14 protein-coding genes and 2 pseudogenes are annotated in these 15,866 nt (G+C 53.0%); 12 read left to right on the top strand and 4 right to left on the bottom strand.

From position 1 onward, the window contains the following. Positions 1-23: 23 nt before the first annotated feature. The gene (locus HA45_RS08355) at positions 24-1,133 is read right to left on the bottom strand and encodes an SLC13 family permease (RefSeq protein WP_100702520.1); all 1,110 of its coding nucleotides are present in this window, start codon (positions 1,131-1,133) and stop codon (positions 24-26) included. Positions 1,134-1,154: 21 nt separating this feature from the next. After that, positions 1,155-1,613 (bottom strand): manganese-binding transcriptional regulator MntR, encoded by a 459-nt coding sequence (gene mntR, locus HA45_RS08350; RefSeq protein WP_100702519.1) that lies wholly within the window; start codon positions 1,611-1,613, stop codon positions 1,155-1,157. A gap of 265 nt (positions 1,614-1,878) precedes the next feature. On the opposite strand from mntR, the gene HA45_RS08345 reads away from it, so the two are divergent. From HA45_RS08345 to HA45_RS08330, 5 genes and pseudogenes are all read left to right on the top strand, one after another. Continuing rightward, the gene (locus HA45_RS08345) at positions 1,879-2,073 is read left to right on the top strand and encodes a hypothetical protein (RefSeq protein ID WP_100702518.1); all 195 of its coding nucleotides are present in this window, start codon (positions 1,879-1,881) and stop codon (positions 2,071-2,073) included. 352 nt (positions 2,074-2,425) lie between these two features. Further along, the gene (locus HA45_RS28980; protein WP_366557330.1) at positions 2,426-2,785 is read left to right on the top strand and encodes a gluconate 2-dehydrogenase subunit 3 family protein; all 360 of its coding nucleotides are present in this window, start codon (positions 2,426-2,428) and stop codon (positions 2,783-2,785) included. Then, complete coding sequence (locus HA45_RS28975; protein WP_366557328.1) at positions 2,695-3,105, top strand: gluconate 2-dehydrogenase subunit 3 family protein; 411 nt, start codon at positions 2,695-2,697, stop codon at positions 3,103-3,105. The genes HA45_RS28980 and HA45_RS28975 overlap by 91 nt, the downstream gene beginning before the upstream one ends. Positions 3,106-3,169: 64 nt before the next feature. Beyond that, a pseudogene (locus HA45_RS08335) lies at positions 3,170-4,881 on the top strand (GMC family oxidoreductase). Positions 4,882-4,892: 11 nt separating this feature from the next. Next, entirely contained in the window at positions 4,893-6,155 is a 1,263-nt protein-coding gene (locus tag HA45_RS08330) for a c-type cytochrome (RefSeq protein ID WP_420849063.1), read from the top strand. A 60-nt stretch (positions 6,156-6,215) separates the two neighbouring features. Here HA45_RS08330 and ompX read toward each other — a convergent pair whose 3' ends face one another. Further along, the gene (gene ompX / locus HA45_RS08325; protein ID WP_100702515.1) at positions 6,216-6,728 is read right to left on the bottom strand and encodes an outer membrane protein OmpX; all 513 of its coding nucleotides are present in this window, start codon (positions 6,726-6,728) and stop codon (positions 6,216-6,218) included. A gap of 379 nt (positions 6,729-7,107) precedes the next feature. Between ompX and rhtA the strand changes: the two genes are divergently transcribed. The 6 genes and pseudogenes from rhtA to ybiO all read left to right on the top strand — a co-directional run bounded on the left by rhtA (position 7,108) and on the right by ybiO (position 13,742). Next, entirely contained in the window at positions 7,108-8,016 is a 909-nt protein-coding gene (gene rhtA, locus HA45_RS08320) for a threonine/homoserine exporter RhtA (RefSeq protein WP_100702514.1), read from the top strand. Positions 8,017-8,311: 295 nt separating this feature from the next. Further along, positions 8,312-8,815 carry a DNA starvation/stationary phase protection protein Dps gene (gene dps / locus HA45_RS08315; protein ID WP_038647945.1) on the top strand — a complete coding sequence of 168 codons (504 nt, stop codon included), beginning with the start codon at positions 8,312-8,314 and terminating at the stop codon, positions 8,813-8,815. 320 nt (positions 8,816-9,135) lie between these two features. Then, a pseudogene (gene glnH / locus HA45_RS08310) lies at positions 9,136-9,881 on the top strand (glutamine ABC transporter substrate-binding protein GlnH). An 85-nt stretch (positions 9,882-9,966) separates the two neighbouring features. Next, positions 9,967-10,626, top strand: coding sequence for a glutamine ABC transporter permease GlnP (gene glnP / locus HA45_RS08305; RefSeq protein WP_100702512.1), 660 nt, complete (start codon positions 9,967-9,969; stop codon positions 10,624-10,626). Continuing rightward, positions 10,623-11,345 (top strand): glutamine ABC transporter ATP-binding protein GlnQ, encoded by a 723-nt coding sequence (gene glnQ, locus HA45_RS08300; RefSeq protein WP_039336039.1) that lies wholly within the window; start codon positions 10,623-10,625, stop codon positions 11,343-11,345. The genes glnP and glnQ overlap by 4 nt, the downstream gene beginning before the upstream one ends. A 123-nt stretch (positions 11,346-11,468) precedes the next feature. After that, complete coding sequence (gene ybiO, locus HA45_RS08295; RefSeq protein WP_100702511.1) at positions 11,469-13,742, top strand: mechanosensitive channel protein; 2,274 nt, start codon at positions 11,469-11,471, stop codon at positions 13,740-13,742. A gap of 105 nt (positions 13,743-13,847) precedes the next feature. Here the strand turns inward: ybiO and rlmF are convergent, their stop codons facing one another. Continuing rightward, positions 13,848-14,774, bottom strand: coding sequence for a 23S rRNA (adenine(1618)-N(6))-methyltransferase RlmF (gene rlmF / locus HA45_RS08290; protein WP_100702510.1), 927 nt, complete (start codon positions 14,772-14,774; stop codon positions 13,848-13,850). Positions 14,775-14,907: 133 nt separating this feature from the next. On the opposite strand from rlmF, the gene HA45_RS08285 reads away from it, so the two are divergent. Beyond that, positions 14,908-15,540 carry a flavin reductase family protein gene (locus tag HA45_RS08285; RefSeq protein ID WP_100702509.1) on the top strand — a complete coding sequence of 211 codons (633 nt, stop codon included), beginning with the start codon at positions 14,908-14,910 and terminating at the stop codon, positions 15,538-15,540. The last annotated feature ends 326 nt before the right edge of the window (positions 15,541-15,866 follow it).

Genomic DNA, 15,866 nt, shown 5'->3' with positions numbered 1-15,866 from the left:
GTGCACAGCACATTATTACTGGCTTAACGCAGCCAATGCAGCAGGAACCAGCCACACAGCATTGACCACGCCAGCATCGGCAGTGAGAAGAGGTGAAAACGCCACCAGACTTTACTGTCCTGTGCCATGCGCAAGGCGATCAAATTCGCCAGGGATCCTGGCAGCAAGCCAAATCCGCCGATGTTGACCGCCCAGGCGAGGACATCTGACGGCGGGACTTTCTGTAACAGCAAAATGGTCGCCGGAACATTACTGATCACCTGAGAAAGACCGATCGCCAGCAAATACAAACGTCCTTCGCTTAAGTGATTGATGGCGGCGAAATACGGCTGCAGCAGCGGCAAATGCATCAACAAAAACACATCGATAAACATCCCGACAAACACCAGCAGCAGGCTCCAGTCGATACTGATTAACACGCTGCGCGCCATGATCAGGAAACAGCCCGCCACCAACAAGAGTGCCCATCCGGTCATTTTCAGCTCTAAAGCCACGATAAACACCAGATAGAGCAGCACGCTGATGATAAACAGCGGTTTTTCCCATTGATGCGCTTCGCTTTGCGCATGTTTCTGGATCGCGCGCCCTGAAAAACTCCACCAGGTCAGCGCCATCAGACTGATCATCAACACTGCGGCCAACGGCGCCATTTGCAGAATAAAGCCCGGCACACTCAAGGTGCCGTGACTCCATAACAGAATATTTTGCGGATTGCCCACCGGGGTCAATAACGACCCGGCATTCACCGCCAGTGCTTCAAAAATGATCAGACGAGAGATCGGCAGGCGTGAAAATTTGCGCAGCGTTAAGGTCAACGGCACCAGAATAAACAGCGCTACATCATTGGTGAGGAAGGTGGAGAGCAACGCGGCGGCACACACCATAAACAGCGCCAGCGCTCGCTCATGCTGGAAACGCTGCGCCAGACGCGCGCCGAGCACATCAAAGTAGCCGCTGTTTTCCAGCCCTTTGGTCAACATCAATAGCCCGGTGAGCGTCATGATGGTGTGCCAGTCAACGGCGGCCGGCAATTGCGGCCAACGATACTCCGCCAGCGGCAATAAAATCACACCCAGCAGCAACAACAAATGCAAAATACGATCACGCATTAAGGAACGCAGCACGATGGGCATGATGGCGGAAGGCCTTGTAAGTTAGCGGCTCTCGTAAAATTTCTGGAAAACGGCGAGGGTTTCATCACTGACGTGATGTTCCAGGCCTTCAGAATCTCGGCGGGCAGTTTCCGGGCTGACACCTAAAGCCAGCAGGAAGGTTTCAACAATATGGTGACGCACGCGACTCGCTTCGGCCAGTTTTTCCCCTTCAGCGGTCAAAAACACACCGCGATACGGAACCTGTTCCACCAGACCGGTGGTGCCTAAACGCTTCAACATTTTCGCGACGGTGGGCTGTGAGACGCCCAAACGCGCGGCCATATCGACCTGGCGAGCTTCACCAAATTCACGAATTAAATCAGAGATTAACTCTACGTAGTCATCAATCAGTTCACGTCGATGCGCTTCGCGCACCTGGCGAAATCCTTCGACATGCTCCTCTATCTCTTTAAGCGGCCCCTGGGGCGTGTTGGTGGCGCTCTTTGCACGACGACTCATTCAGCTTCCTCATTATTATCTGCCGCACTTTACCTGCGGTGCGGGCCTGGCTGCGCTCATTGTAAACCAGGCACAAATAAGCACAAATTTTTCCTAAATAGTGTTGGCTAAAGAGTATAGCCAGTGCTATCTTTGTTCGTAATGTAAGCGAATAGCTTATTAAGGAGGCAACGATGAATGAACCTTATCTGCTGTTGCTCCTTTTCCTGCTGTTTATCGCAGGCTTGTGCTTACTGTTACGTCGTCATTCATTCGGGAGGTGAACATGACCACCATGAAAAACTGCCTCGACTGTGGTAAATGCTTCCAGGCCGAGCAAAGCAAACCGATTTTTGAGCTGAAATCGCTGCTGTGTCTGTTTAGCCGCTCACCTTTTGCGCTGCGTCTGATGCTGATTGAAAAGCTCACCGGCAAACAGCTTGTTGAGCGTCCGTGCCCAAATCTTATCTGGCGCGGCTGATTTATCCCTGAATTCCTCGATAGGATCCGTTTCCCCCGCGGATCCTTTGCACGATCTCACATTTTGTTACCTTTTTAGCCCCACACCTTCTATTGTTATTGAACAAATCCCAAACCCCTGCTCTCTCTGTGGCTGAATCGCTTCAGGTATTGACATAACTTTACCTTCAACAACACCTAAACGATTAGGCTGCTAACTTTTAGCTTGCAACCTATTGTGACGTCTGATTAATCTCCTCATAACAAAAATTACATACTTATAACAAAATTAACCCAAGGTGGGTTTTTCCTAAGGAAGATCAGCAATGTCACTTAAAAAGCCTGAAGAGCAACCATCGGGCCGGAGACGATTTTTGCAAAAATCGCTCTCGCTCATTCCCCTCGCCGCCGCAGCCAGTACCGGTGTGGTTTCACTCTCCTCTCCCGCTGTCGACAAGCCGCAAGGCGTGTTATCTGACTATGTTCCGGCCTACTTCAACGATAAAGAGTGGAAATTTTTGCTGGCGGCACTGGATCGCCTGATCCCTGCTGATGCCAATGGGCCTGGCGCTGTCAGCGAAGGCGTGCCGGTATTTATCGATAAACAGATGGAGTTTCCCTACGGCTATGGTCGTCTGTGTACATGCAAGGCCCCTTCGCTGACGCCGCACCGGAAATGGGTTATCAATCCCATCTTGTCCCGCGTGACACCTATCGCCTGGGCATTGCCTTAGCCGATCAACACTGTCAGCAGCAGTATCAGAAAGATTTTTATCAGCTGGAAACCGCGCAGCAGGAAGACGTTCTGCGCGCGCTGGAAGCCGACAAACTGCGCAACGATGCCATTCACGGCAAGCAGTTTTTCGAGCAGCTGCTGGAAAACGCCAAAGAGGGTTACCTCGCCGATCCGATTCACGGCGGCAATCAATCGCTGGCCTCGTGGAAAATGATTGGTTTTCCCGGTGCACGCGCGGACTACCTCGATACCGTGCAACAGCCGAATAAACCCTATCCGTTTGGCCCAGTCAGCATTTCCAGCAAAAGGAGCGTGTAATGGCGGCAGTAAAAAAGCGCCCGTCGATGTGGTCATCGTCGGGTTTGGCTGGACCGGTTCGCTGATGGCGAGGGAATTGGCCAGTTCTGGTTTGAATATCGTGGCATTAGAACGCGGCGAAAATCGCGATACCTATCCTGATTTCTCTTATCCCCGCATCGCCGATGAACTCACTTACGGTATCCGCCTAAAGCTGTTTCAAAACGCTTCGAAAGAAACCGTCACGGTGCGTCATACGACACAGGAGACCGCGCTGCCTTATCGCCGCTTTGGTTCCTTCCTGCCCGGTGATGGCGTAGGCGGTGCCGGTACGCACTGGAATGGTCAGCTATGGCGTCCATTGCAAGCCGACTTGAAGATGCGCAGCACGGTGATTGAAAAATACGGTGCGGACTTCATTCCCAAAGACATGACGGTGCAGGATTACCCGTTCTCTTATGAAGAGATGGAACCCTACTTCGATAAGTTTGAGAAAATCTGCGGCGCGGCCGGTCAGGTCGGTAATCTCAACGGTGAAACCGTGCCGGGCGGCAACCCGTTCGAATCACCGCGTAAAAATGGCTATCCCACCAAACCGCTGGAAACGCTATATGCCGGTCAGCTGTTCTCTAAAGCCGTAACACAACTTGGCTATCATCCGTTCGAATGCCCGGCGGCGAACTGTACCGAAGCCTGGACCAATCCGTATAACGTGCAACTTGGCGTGTGTAACTACTGTGGTTACTGCGAGCGCTTCGGCTGCTTCAACTACTCTAAAGGTTCACCGCAAAGCTGCGTAATCCCCGCCCTGAAGCCGTTCAGCAACTTTGAGTTACGCACTCAGGCGCACGTGATTCGCGTTAATACCGATAGCAGTGGCAAAAAGCCACCGGCGTCACCTATATCGATGCGCAAGGTAACGAAGTTGAGCAACCGGCTGACCTGGTGATCCTCAGCGCCTTCCAGTTGCACAATGTACGCTTACTGCTGCTGTCAAAAATCGGCAAGCCCTACGATCCGCAAACCGGGGACGGCGTGGTAGGCAGAAACTATGCCTACCAGATGACCGGCGGCATCAAGCTTTTTTATGACAATGACAACTGGTTCAACCCGTTTGCGGCGACCGGTGCCACTTCCACCGTTATCGATGATTTCAATGCGGAAAACTTCGATCACAGCAAAGTTGGCTTTGTTGGCGGTGCCACGATTTCGGCCGCTTTCTCAGGCGGTCGCCCCATTCAGCAGATGGGCATTCCCAAAGATGCACCGCGCTGGGGTTCTGGCTGGAAGCAGGCAATCAAAGATAACTACCTGCACAATATGAATGTAGGGTCATCCGGTTCTGTGATGCCGTACAAGCAGTGCTACCTCGATCTTGATCCCACTTATCGTGATATCTACGGCCAGCCGTTGCTGCGCATGACCTTTGACTGGCAGCAGAACGAACTGAAGATGACCAACTTCATCAAAGACAAGGCAGAAGAGATCGTCAAAGTCATGAATCCTAAGCACTACGAACTCGGATTCAAAACGCTCAACAGCCATTACGATGTCCGCCCCTATCAGTCAACGCACACCACCGGTGGAGCGGTGATGGGCGACGATCCGCGCACCAGCGTGGTGAACAAGTTCCTGCAAAGTTGGGATGTGCCGAATGTGTTTGTGACCGGTGCCTGCTGCTTCCCACAAAACCTGGCCTACAACCCGACAGGGATTGTCTGTGCCACGGCATTGTTCGCGGCGGATGCGATTCGCAACCGCTATCTTACAAATCCTGGTCCGCTGGTTCAGGCCTGATAAGGAGCGTCATTGTGAAATTTTCCGCACTCTTTCTCGCTCTCAGCAGCGCGCTGATCAGCCATGCCTCCTGGGCCGCCACCGACGCCTCGGTGAAGCAAGGCGAATATCTGGCCAAAGCCGGCGATTGCGCCGCATGCCATACCGCCGCCGGAGGACAGCCTTTTGCCGGCGGTCTCAAAATGAGCACACCGATTGGCGCCATTTACTCCACCAACATCACGCCGGATAAAACTCACGGCATTGGTGACTACAGTTATGAGGACTTTTCCAAAGCGGTACGCGGCGGCGTCGCTAAAGATGGCAGTTCGCTTTATCCGGCCATGCCTTATCCGTCGTATGCCAACATCACCGACAGCGATATGCACGCGTTGTATGACTATTTTATGCAAGGTGTGAAGCCGGTGAGTCAGGAGAATCATGACAGTGATATTCCCTGGCCGCTGAGCATGCGCTGGCCGCTGGCCTTCTGGCGCTGGACCTTTGCCGACAGCGGCGCCTACGCACCTACTGCCGGTCAGTCTCAACAGTGGCAGCGCGGTGCCTACCTGGTACAAGGACTCGGCCACTGCGGCTCTTGCCATACACCGCGCGGCATTGGGTTCCAGGAAAAGGCCATGGATCAGGATGGCAAAGGCTATCTGACCGGCGGCACGCTGGAAGGCTGGCATGCGCCGGATCTGACCGCCAGCCCGTCAGCAGGATTGGGAAGCTGGTCTGAGCAGGATATCGCCATCTTCCTGAAAACCGGTGCGAATAAGCAAGGCGCTGCCTTTGGTTCGATGACGGATGTCATCACGCACAGTACCCAGTATCTCAGCGATGAAGATCTTAATGCTGTTGCGGTGTATCTGAAGTCATTACCGGCTGCGGATAACACCGCTGCACCACAGGCCAGCGACGCGACCGCGCAAGCACTGTTCAAAGGCGATGTCAGCCAGCCGGGTGCGCAGGTGTACGTGGATAACTGCGCCGCCTGCCACCGTACGGATGGCAAAGGCTATGCCAGTACTTTCCCGGCGCTGGTGCACAACCCGGCTTTGTTGAGTGAAGACCCGTCATCAGTAATCAGTGTGATTCTGAAAGGCGGCCAACGGGCGATTACGCAACAGGCACCGACCGGTTTCACCATGCCGGATTTTGCCTGGCGTCTGGATGATCAGCAGGTCGCTGATGTCGCTAACTTCATTCGCAACAGATGGGGCAATAAGGCGGCACCGGTAACCGCCGATCAAGTCAAAAAGATCCGCGCCACGCTTCCGCCGCAAAAATAAGCATAAAAAAACGGCCCGTAAAGGGCCGTTTCTTGTGCAACTCTGGTCTAAGTAAAAAACTTAGAAGCTGTAGCCTACGCCAGCAATCCAGGTGCCCACGTCTACGCTACGGATGCGGCTCTGCTCGTAACCCACGTCAACAGCAACGTTTTCGATTGGGTTGAACTGCATGCCAGCACCGTAAGAGAAGCCGTAATCGCTGGTGTCAGTTTTGTACTGTGCAGCAGCGTCAGTTGCCTGGTATTTGCCGTAGCCAACACCCACAACACCGTAGATGCTTGCCCAGTCGTTCAGACGGTAAGCAGGACCACCGGTGATGCCGTAGTACTGACCTTTGTTGTAAACGCCAGCGTCAGTACGGTCTTTCTCGGTATAAGTGAAAGAACCGATCCAACCCAGTGGGTTGGTGCCATCTTCGTAACGGTATTTCAGGTTGAAGCCGTTTGCTTTGTTAGCAACGCCCTGATAATCGCTCTGCGCATAACCAGCAGTAACGGTGCTCTGTGCCATGGCTGAACCTGCAGAAACTGCGAGTAAACAAGCCAGTGCTGAAAGACATGCAATTTTTTTCATAAACCACCTCAAATGTGAATATACTTCTCTCCTGACAACGCTAAAAATATAACAAAAAACAGCAAGAAACTCTGCCCGCATTTTGTTGTCTAACAGATTGTTTGGTGTAACAGAAAGTTAATGAAGTTTCCTATGTCATTCATTTTACTTATAAAAACCATCATATTTCTGCAACATTAATTTGTGCTATTCAACCCGTCTTTAAGGATATTCCTAAACTAACCTGACGTTTCTTTACTGAAATGGCCCTGAAAACGCTTATTTCTCCCTCTGATGCCGCGTTTATTTTCCCTGTTTCACACCTCCTTATTTCCTTGAGATTCCTTTACACTGGCGTTTTGTTGCTGTGTTGTTAATCACGAAAGGAATAGATCACAGGATGTCTGCGCCCCTGACAAACCCTAAATTGGCTCCGGTATTGTTGCCGATTGCCGTACTGCTTCTTGCAATGCTCTCGCTGCAGGGCGGCGCTTCATTGGCGAAATCCCTGTTTCCTTCTGTTGGTGCGCCGGGCATTACCGCATTGCGTTTGGGGCTCGGCACTTTAATCCTTTGTGTCATTTTCAAACCCTGGCGTCTGCATTTCAGCCGCGCACAGCGCAAACCGCTATTAATGTACGGTCTGGCGCTGGGCTGTAAGAACTATCTCTTCTATTTATCTATTCGCACCGTGCCGCTCGGCGTGGCGGTGGGTCTGGAGTTTCTTGGCCCCTTAACGCTGGCATTGGCCGGGGCGCGCCGTCCGCTCGATTTTCTCTGGGTGCTGCTGGCAGTGACCGGTTTGTGGTTCCTGCTGCCGATAGGTGATGGCATCAGCCATATCGATCCGCTGGGTGCGCTGTTAGCGGTGGGCGCGGGTGCCTGCTGGGCGGTCTATATATTGGCGGGACAACGTGCCGGTGCCGAACATGGTCCAGCAACGGTTGCAATGGGATCGTTGATTGCATCAGTCATCTTCGTGCCACTCGGATTAACCTTTGCAGCGCCAGGTATCTGGCACTGGGAAATTCTGCCATTGGCCCTGATCATCGCCCTGCTCTCTAGTGCAATCCCTTACTCGCTGGAGATGATCGCATTAACGCGCCTGCCTGCCCGTATCTTTGGGACGCTGATGAGTCTGGAACCGGCCATGGCAGCGCTTTCAGGTATGTTATTCCTTGGGGAGTTGCTGACCTTAAAGCAGTGGATTGCGCTGCTGGCGATTATCGCCGCTTCTGCTGGATCGACACTCACAATGAAACAAAAGCGTGCCAAAATAAGCGAAGTGGATATTAATAATCCGCAATAAATAACGTCTCATTCAGCCTGTTACCCCACAGGCTGAATATATAAGCATTCTCATTCTCTTTTTAACTCACCGCTTATCCGTAATTGTTATTATTTTGCAACATCATCGAAAAATAATTAACACCAACTCTAATTAATTGTTTTAAAACCATAAAAAACAATCTGGTTAAATCCCGCACAACATTAAGGTTTATCTATTCCTGTCATCGGTTTAAACAATCCGGCACAGCGTAAAACTGCTGCTATACTTATTCCCGTGCTTGATTAGGACAACCATCAATTAGAGGACATTAATGATGAGTACCGCAAAACTGGTTAAAACTAAATCGTCTGATCTCATTTACACCCGTAATGATGTTGCTGATAGCGATAAGAAAGCGACCATCGAGGTGCTCAACCGTCTGGTAGTGGAGTTTATTGACCTGTCACTGATCACCAAGCAGGCGCATTGGAACATGCGTGGTGCAAACTTTATCGGTGTACATGAAATGCTGGATGGCTTCCGTACTGCCATCACCGATCATCAGGACACTATTGCAGAGCGTGTTGTACAGCTTGGTGGCGTTGCGCTGGGCACCACCCAAATCGTTAACGATAAGACGCCGTTGAAAAGCTATCCGCTCAACATCCATACCGTGCAGGATCATTTAAAAGCGCTTGCCGATCGTTATGCGATTGTCGCGAACGATACGCGTAAGGCTATTAGCGAAGTGAGCGATGAAGACACTGCAGATATTTTCACTGCGGCATCGCGTGATTTGGATAAATTCCTGTGGTTTATCGAATCAAACATTGAATAATGAATGTCATAGCGAAGGCGGGTTATCCCGCCTTTTTTTATGTTTGTAACATTTTGGTGCTTTTTTTGACGTCGTTAACAAATTCTTAATCCTGCCTTTCCCTTGCCAAGCCCATGGTGCACACTGTGCCTGCACCACAACAGCACGACGCACTATTTTGGTGATCCATATTAGTGCAAACTTTTCTATTACAGCAAAATCGCTTCAGCCAGGCCCTGCATCCTGCTGATTTCGACCAAAATGAAAAGTTGGCATAATTTTTTCATATGAATAGCCGTACATCAGGCCACCAGGCCTGAAGGGTAATAAGGAAAATAATGATGAAGTCTTTGATTAAAGTCTCCGTGGCCGCGCTGGCGCTGGCCTTCTCGCTTTCTTCCACTGCAGCAGATAAGAAACTGGTTGTTGCGACCGACACCGCATTCGTTCCTTTTGAATTCAAACAGGGCAATGAATACGTTGGTTTTGATATCGACCTGTGGGCCGCTATCGCCAAAGAACTGAAGCTGGATTACACCCTGAAGCCAATGGATTTCAGCGGCATCATCCCAGCACTGCAAACCAAAAACGTTGACGTAGCACTGGCCGGTATCACCATTACTGACGAGCGCAAAAAGCCATCGACTTCTCTGACGGCTACTACAAAAGTGGTTTGTTGGTGATGGTGCGTGAGAACGAAAACAACGTTAAAGGTATCGACGACCTGAACGGCAAAACCGTTGCCGTGAAGAGCGGTACTGGCTCAGTTGATTACGCAAAAGCACACATCAAATTCAAAGACCTGCGTCAGTTCCCGAATATCGATAATGCTTACATGGAGTTAGGCACCAACCGTGCTGACGCCGTGCTGCACGACACACCAAACATTCTGTACTTCATTCACACCGCCGGTAAAGGTCGCTTTAAAGCGGTTGGCGAGTCAATCGAAGCTCAGCAGTATGGTATCGCCCTGCCAAAAGGCAGCGATGACCTGCGTAACCAGATCAATGGCGCGCTGAAAACCCTGCGCGACAACGGCACTTACAACACAATTTATAAAAAATGGTTCGGCAGCGAACCAAAATAATTCCGGCCTAAGCCGATTTTTCCAGCAGGGAGCTTAATCTCCCTGCTTTTTACATTTCCATTGCAACAGATTTTGGAGTTACACCATGGAGTTTGACTGGAGCGTCATTTGGCCAGCCCTGCCGATTTTGATCGAAGGCGCCAAAATGACCCTGATAATTTCCGTACTCGGCCTGGTTGGCGGGTTATTCATTGGCTTAGTCGCCGGTTTCGCCCGCGCCTACGGCGGATGGATTACGAATAACCTCGCGCTGGTGTTCATTGAACTGATTCGTGGTACGCCAATCGTGGTGCAGGTGATGTTTATTTACTTCGCCTTGCCGATGGCCTTCCCGGACCTGCGTATCGATCCGTTTACTGCCGCCGTGGTCACCATCATGATTAACTCCGGTGCCTATATCGCGGAAATCACGCGTGGTGCCGTGCTGTCGATCAACAAAGGCTTCCGTGAAGCAGGCCTGGCGCTGGGTCTTTCCCGCCGTGAAACCCTGCGTTACGTCATCATGCCGCTGGCACTGCGTCGTATGCTGCCACCGCTCGGTAACCAGTGGATCGTGAGTATCAAAGATACCTCGCTGTTTATCGTGATCGGCGTGGCGGAACTGACCCGTCAGGGCCAGGAAATCATCGCCGGAAACTTCCGCGCGCTGGAGATCTGGAGTGCCGTTGCCATTATTTATCTGGTTATTACGTTGGTGTTGAGCTTTGTACTGCGCCGTATTGAGAAGAAGGTGAAAATCCTGTGATTGAATTTAAAAACGTCTCTAAAAACTTCGGCCAGACCCAGGTTCTGCATGACATTAATTTGAAGATTAACCAGGGTGAAGTCGTGGTGATTATCGGGCCATCTGGCTCAGGTAAATCCACCCTGCTGCGCTGCATCAACAAACTGGAAGAGATCACCACCGGTGACCTGATTGTTGACGGCATGAAAGTTAACGATCCTAAAGTCGATGAACGTCTGATTCGCCAGGAAGCCGGCATGGTATTCCAGCAGTTCCATCTGTTCCCACAGATGAGTGCGCTGGATAACGTGGCTTTCGGCCCGATTCGTGTGCGCGGTGCGAAAAAAGACGCGGCACAGAAACTGGCACGTGAACTATTGGGTAAAGTGGGCCTCGCCGAGCGCGCACACCACTTCCCAGCCGAACTGTCAGGTGGCCAGCAGCAGCGCGTCGCGATTGCTCGTGCGCTGGCGGTGAAGCCGAAAATGATGCTGTTCGATGAGCCAACCTCTGCCCTCGACCCAGAACTGCGCCATGAAGTGCTTAAGGTAATGCAAGATCTGGCCGAAGAAGGCATGACGATGGTGATCGTGACGCACGAAGTGGGCTTCGCTCAGAAAGTGGCTTCGCGTCTGATCTTCATTGATAAAGGCACCATTGCTGAAGATGGCAATCCTGATGAGTTGATCACCAACCCACCGAGCGATCGCCTGCGTGAGTTCCTGCAGCACGTGTCATAAATGACGAGGCGGCTGTAAAGCCGCCTCTTCTTCCGTAAAGAATTTTCCTTTCAGAATCTTCACCTTCCATCACTGACTATACTTTTTCTCTTGTGCCGTTGTGCGTTGCTCAAGGAGAAGGTCATGTCGTTTGCCCGCCCATCATGGTGCCTTACCATATGGATGCTGCTTTGTCTGTTCCTCGTTCCCACCGCAGACGCGGTCAATCTGCCGCAGGCCGCCGTTGCTGCCCAACAAACTTCAACTCCTGCTGCCAGCACCACCGCTGAAGGTGAGCCGACGCTGGAGGATAAGAAAGCCGCTTACGCCGCGTTGGCCAACATTCTGGAAAACAACGATTCGCGCCAGGAGCTCATTGAGCAGCTACGTCAGGCCGCCGCCAGTAAAGCGGTGAATGAGCAGCCCGTGCTGGCACCACCGCAGGCCGATCAGGAAGATCCCACGGTACTGGAGAGCGTCACCAACGTCACACGCGAATATGGCGGTGCGGTGGCATCGCAGTTTGTCAGGCTGCACGACAACATCGTTAACGCACCGCACAAGTCGTTTAATCAGCAAACCTTCTTCAACGCCCTGAAGTATTTCGCCGGGCTTGCCGCGGCCGTTTTTGCGTTCTACTGGTTTACGCGACTGTTGATGTATCCCGTGTGGCAGCGCATGGGCCGCTGGGGTCGCAATCATAATCTGGAGCGCAGCAAGTGGCTGCATCTGCCGGCAACCATTGTTGTGGCGTTCCTGCTCGACTTGGTGCTACTGGCGCTGACGCTGTTTGTCGGCCAGATCATCAGTGACAACTATCACAATAACAATCGCACCATTGCCTATCAGCAGGGACTGTTCCTCAATGCTTTTGCGTTGATTGAATTCTTTAAGGCGGTACTGCGCCTGATATTCTGCCCACGCTTTCCGTCACTGCGCTTCTTTCATCTTTCCGATGCGCGTGCCGCTTACTGGAGCACGCGTCTTAGCTGGCTCAGCGGCATTATCGGCTACGGCTTACTGGTGGTGGTGCCGATTGTCGGTAATCAGGTCAATATGCAGGTCGCCGCGCTGGTGAATGTGCTGATCATGTGCATCATGACCGGTTGGGCGCTGTGGCTGATTTTCCGCAACCGACGCAATATCCACGACGAGTTATCGCGTTTGGCCGATCGCAGCATGAGCTTCTTTGCCTTCTTTATCCGCGCTTTCGGCATGGTGTGGCACTGGCTGGCGAGCGCCTACTTTATCGCGCTGTTCCTGTTCTCGATCTTCAATCCCGGCGACAGCCTGAAGTTTATGATGTCGGCCACGGTGCGCAGCATGGCGATTATCGTTATCGCCGCACTGATTTCCGGCATGCTGACGCGCTGGATTGGCAAGACGCTGACGCTGTCGCCGGATCTGCGCCGTAACTATCCCGAGCTGCAAAAGCGTGTCAATGATTGGGTCAAAGCGCTGTTGAAACTGGCGCGGGTGATTACCGTGTTCGCCACGCTATTACTGCTGCTCAACGCCTGGAATCTGTTTGATCTCTGGCACTGGCTCACGCTGGGCGCCGGACAGAAAATGGTGGATGTGCTGATTCGAATCGTGATGATTCTGCTGCTGTCGGCGATTGGCTGGACGCTGCTGGCCAGTCTTATCGAAAGTCGTCTGGCCTCAGACTCGCACGGCAGGCCGATGCCCAGCGCACGTACGCGCACCTTGCTGACGCTGTTCCGTAACGCGCTGGCGGTGGTGATCAGCACCATCACCATTATGATTTTGCTGTCAGAAGTGGGGGTTAACATTGCGCCGCTGCTGGCGGGTGCCGGTGCGCTGGGGCTTGCGGTGTCGTTCGGTTCGCAAACGCTGGTGAAGGATATTATTACCGGTATCTTTATTCAGTTTGAGAACGGCATGAATACCGGCGATCTGGTGACGATTGGCCCGATTACCGGCACGGTTGAGCGCATGTCGATTCGTTCAGTCGGCGTGCGTCAGGATACTGGCGCGTATCACATTATCCCCTGGTCTTCGATTACCACCTTCGCCAACTTTGTGCGCGGCATTGGCTCGTTTGTCGCCAACTATGATGTTGACCGCAGTGAAGAGACCGAACGTGTGAATGCGACCTTGCAGGCGGCGGTGAAAGAGTTACTGGAGAACCCGGATATTCGCGGCATGGTGATTGGCGAACCGAGTTTTTCCGGGCTGGTAGGTTTGACTAACCAATCGTTTACCGTGCGCGTATCGTTCACCACCCAACCGCTAAAGCAGTGGACAGTGCGCTTTGCGCTGGATGATAAGGTGAAAAGGCATTTTGATGCCGCAGGTATTAGAGCGCCGCATCAAACGGTGGAAGTGATGCAGACCGGCAGCGATGTGGCCTCAGCGGCCACCTTACCCGCGCTGCCGCCGCCCAGTCCATCTTAATTCACGTAGGGTGTCGCCCTTTGGATGCCGGCTCAATGCCAGCATCCAAAGGGGCGCGCGCCTGCGTTCGCAACACTCGAGGATACGGCGTTCTGGCCGCGCGGATTATCGCGCGAGGCGTTTGGTGCGCGCGGCTGGCGGCAGGAACGTCCAGGCGATAAAGCGGCTCTGCTTCTGTCCCTGAGCCATCTCGATGATACGCACTTCATAGGCATCGAGGTCGCGTAACTGATCGCGCAGCGCCGGCAGGTTTTCTTTGCGTGAGACCAGGGAGGTGAACCAGACAATGCGATCTGCGTAAGCCACGCTTTCGTCGATCATCTTGCCAACGAATTGACGTTCGCCACCTTCACACCACAGCTCGTTGTGTTGGCCGCCGAAGTTCAACGGTGCATTTTTACCCAAGCCCAGATTGCGGGTTTTGCGCTGGCCGACCATCGCCGCTTCCTGCGCTGACGCATGGAACGGAGGATTACACAGCACGGCGTGATAGCGTTCGGTTTTATGCACCACACCCGCAAAAATGGCTGATATGTCTTTCTGACGACGCAGGCGCACACTGCGCTGCAAGCCAGGATTGCTGGCCACAATGTGGTTAGCGGCCGTGATGGCTTCCGCGGTGATCTCGGTGCCGGTGAAGCGCCAGCCGTATTCTGCATTGCCGATCAACGGGTAGATCAAGTTTGCGCCACAACCGATGTCCATAATATCGACATCGTGCGGAATCTTGCCTCCGTTGTCACTGGCCAACAGATCCGCCAGCGCGTGCACATAATCAGCGCGGCCTGGCACCGGCGGCGTGAGGTAACCTTTTGGCAGTTGCCAGTTCAGGTTGTAGAACAGCTTGATCAACGCCTGATTCAGCAGCATTACCGCTTCAGGATCGGCGAAATCCACCGACAGTTCGCCGTAGCCGTTGGGACGCACTTTTACCGCCAGCGGCGGATGGGCAGCGGTCAGAGCAGCAAAATCATAATGGCCTTGATGGCGATTACGTGGATGGAATGGCGAAGTGGCAGCTGGCTTGTTCATAGATTCTCCGGAAAGTAGCGCGGGCGTAAGATACGCTGGATGGCGGCATCGCACAATCCGCTTACACAATTATTGCCGTTACGCCTGAGGCTAAGTCGTTAAGATAGAGCATTGTTCATCATCAGGAGCAGAAATGACACGCCAGAGATACTCTTACCAGCCGCGCGCTGGGCATGGTTTACCACACGATCCGCTGAACGCCATTGTCGGGCCTCGCCCAATCGGCTGGGTCAGTTCGCTGAGCGCCAGCGGCCAGCGCAATCTGGCCCCTTATAGCTTCTTCAACTGCTTTAACTATCATCCGCCGATTATTGGTTTTGCCAGCAGCGGCTGGAAGGACAGCGTGCGTAATATCAGTGAGAGCAAAGAGTTTGTCTGGAATCTGGCCACGCGCCCGTTAGCCGAGGCAATGAACGAGAGTTCTGCTTCCGTTCCGCCCGAGCAGGACGAGTTTGCGCTGGCAGGATTGACGCCGATAGCCGCCTCACACGTGAATGTCAGTATGGTGGCAGAAAGCCCGGTGAACTTTGAGTGCCGTCTGACACAATTAATTCGGTTGCAGGATGTGCAAGGCACCGAGTTAGAGAGCTGGCTGGTGCTGGGTGAAGTGGTCGCGATTCATATTGATGAGGCGTTGCTGGAGAATGGCATCTACCAGACGGCTAAGGCGCAGCCCATCCTGCGAGCCGGTGGCCCGTCGGCCTATTACGGCATCAGTGAGGATCTGCGGTTTGATTTGGTGCGTCCGGATGCGCGCCGCGGTTAATGCGATGTAGGTTGGCGGTTATAAGCGGAAGCTGATTAGTTAGTGGAGGCTGATTCGTAACAAAAACCGAGTTAACGCTGGCTGGGGGCGCAGGGGGTCTGGCGTCCTCGCGCCGCTGACGCGGTGCCCTCCTGCGCCCCCAGCCAGCTCATAAACTTCAATACGCGTTGTCAAAAACAGCACAAGCGTCAGTGGCCGTAGCACCTCTGATGCTGCAAGGGCTATCCGCAGCGCTGAGGCTTTTACGTTGGGCCAGGAGATCCACGCAGGGATGCGTGGATCAGTTCGGGGCCGACCAGGGATGGTCGATCCCCGAACGTTCCGTA

The sequence above is a fragment of the Pantoea rodasii genome (assembly GCF_002095465.1).
GTDB lineage: Bacteria > Pseudomonadota > Gammaproteobacteria > Enterobacterales > Enterobacteriaceae > Pantoea > Pantoea rodasii.
This window is presented reverse-complemented; position numbering and strand designations above follow the sequence as displayed.

Excerpts from the sequence above, each read along its gene's own strand:
- rhtA (WP_100702514.1), top strand. The coding sequence starts at position 7,108 with ATGTCTGCGCCCCTGACAAACCCTAAATTGGCTCCGGTATTGTTGCCG.
- ompX (WP_100702515.1), bottom strand. The coding sequence starts at position 6,728 with ATGAAAAAAATTGCATGTCTTTCAGCACTGGCTTGTTTACTCGCAGTT.
- mntR (WP_100702519.1), bottom strand. The coding sequence starts at position 1,613 with ATGAGTCGTCGTGCAAAGAGCGCCACCAACACGCCCCAGGGGCCGCTT.
- ybiO (WP_100702511.1), top strand. The coding sequence starts at position 11,469 with ATGTCGTTTGCCCGCCCATCATGGTGCCTTACCATATGGATGCTGCTT.
- HA45_RS28975 (WP_366557328.1), top strand. The coding sequence starts at position 2,695 with ATGCAAGGCCCCTTCGCTGACGCCGCACCGGAAATGGGTTATCAATCC.
- HA45_RS08285 (WP_100702509.1), top strand. The coding sequence starts at position 14,908 with ATGACACGCCAGAGATACTCTTACCAGCCGCGCGCTGGGCATGGTTTA.
- HA45_RS08355 (WP_100702520.1), bottom strand. The coding sequence starts at position 1,133 with ATGCCCATCGTGCTGCGTTCCTTAATGCGTGATCGTATTTTGCATTTG.
- dps (WP_038647945.1), top strand. The coding sequence starts at position 8,312 with ATGAGTACCGCAAAACTGGTTAAAACTAAATCGTCTGATCTCATTTAC.
- HA45_RS08345 (WP_100702518.1), top strand. The coding sequence starts at position 1,879 with ATGACCACCATGAAAAACTGCCTCGACTGTGGTAAATGCTTCCAGGCC.
- rlmF (WP_100702510.1), bottom strand. The coding sequence starts at position 14,774 with ATGAACAAGCCAGCTGCCACTTCGCCATTCCATCCACGTAATCGCCAT.
- glnP (WP_100702512.1), top strand. The coding sequence starts at position 9,967 with ATGGAGTTTGACTGGAGCGTCATTTGGCCAGCCCTGCCGATTTTGATC.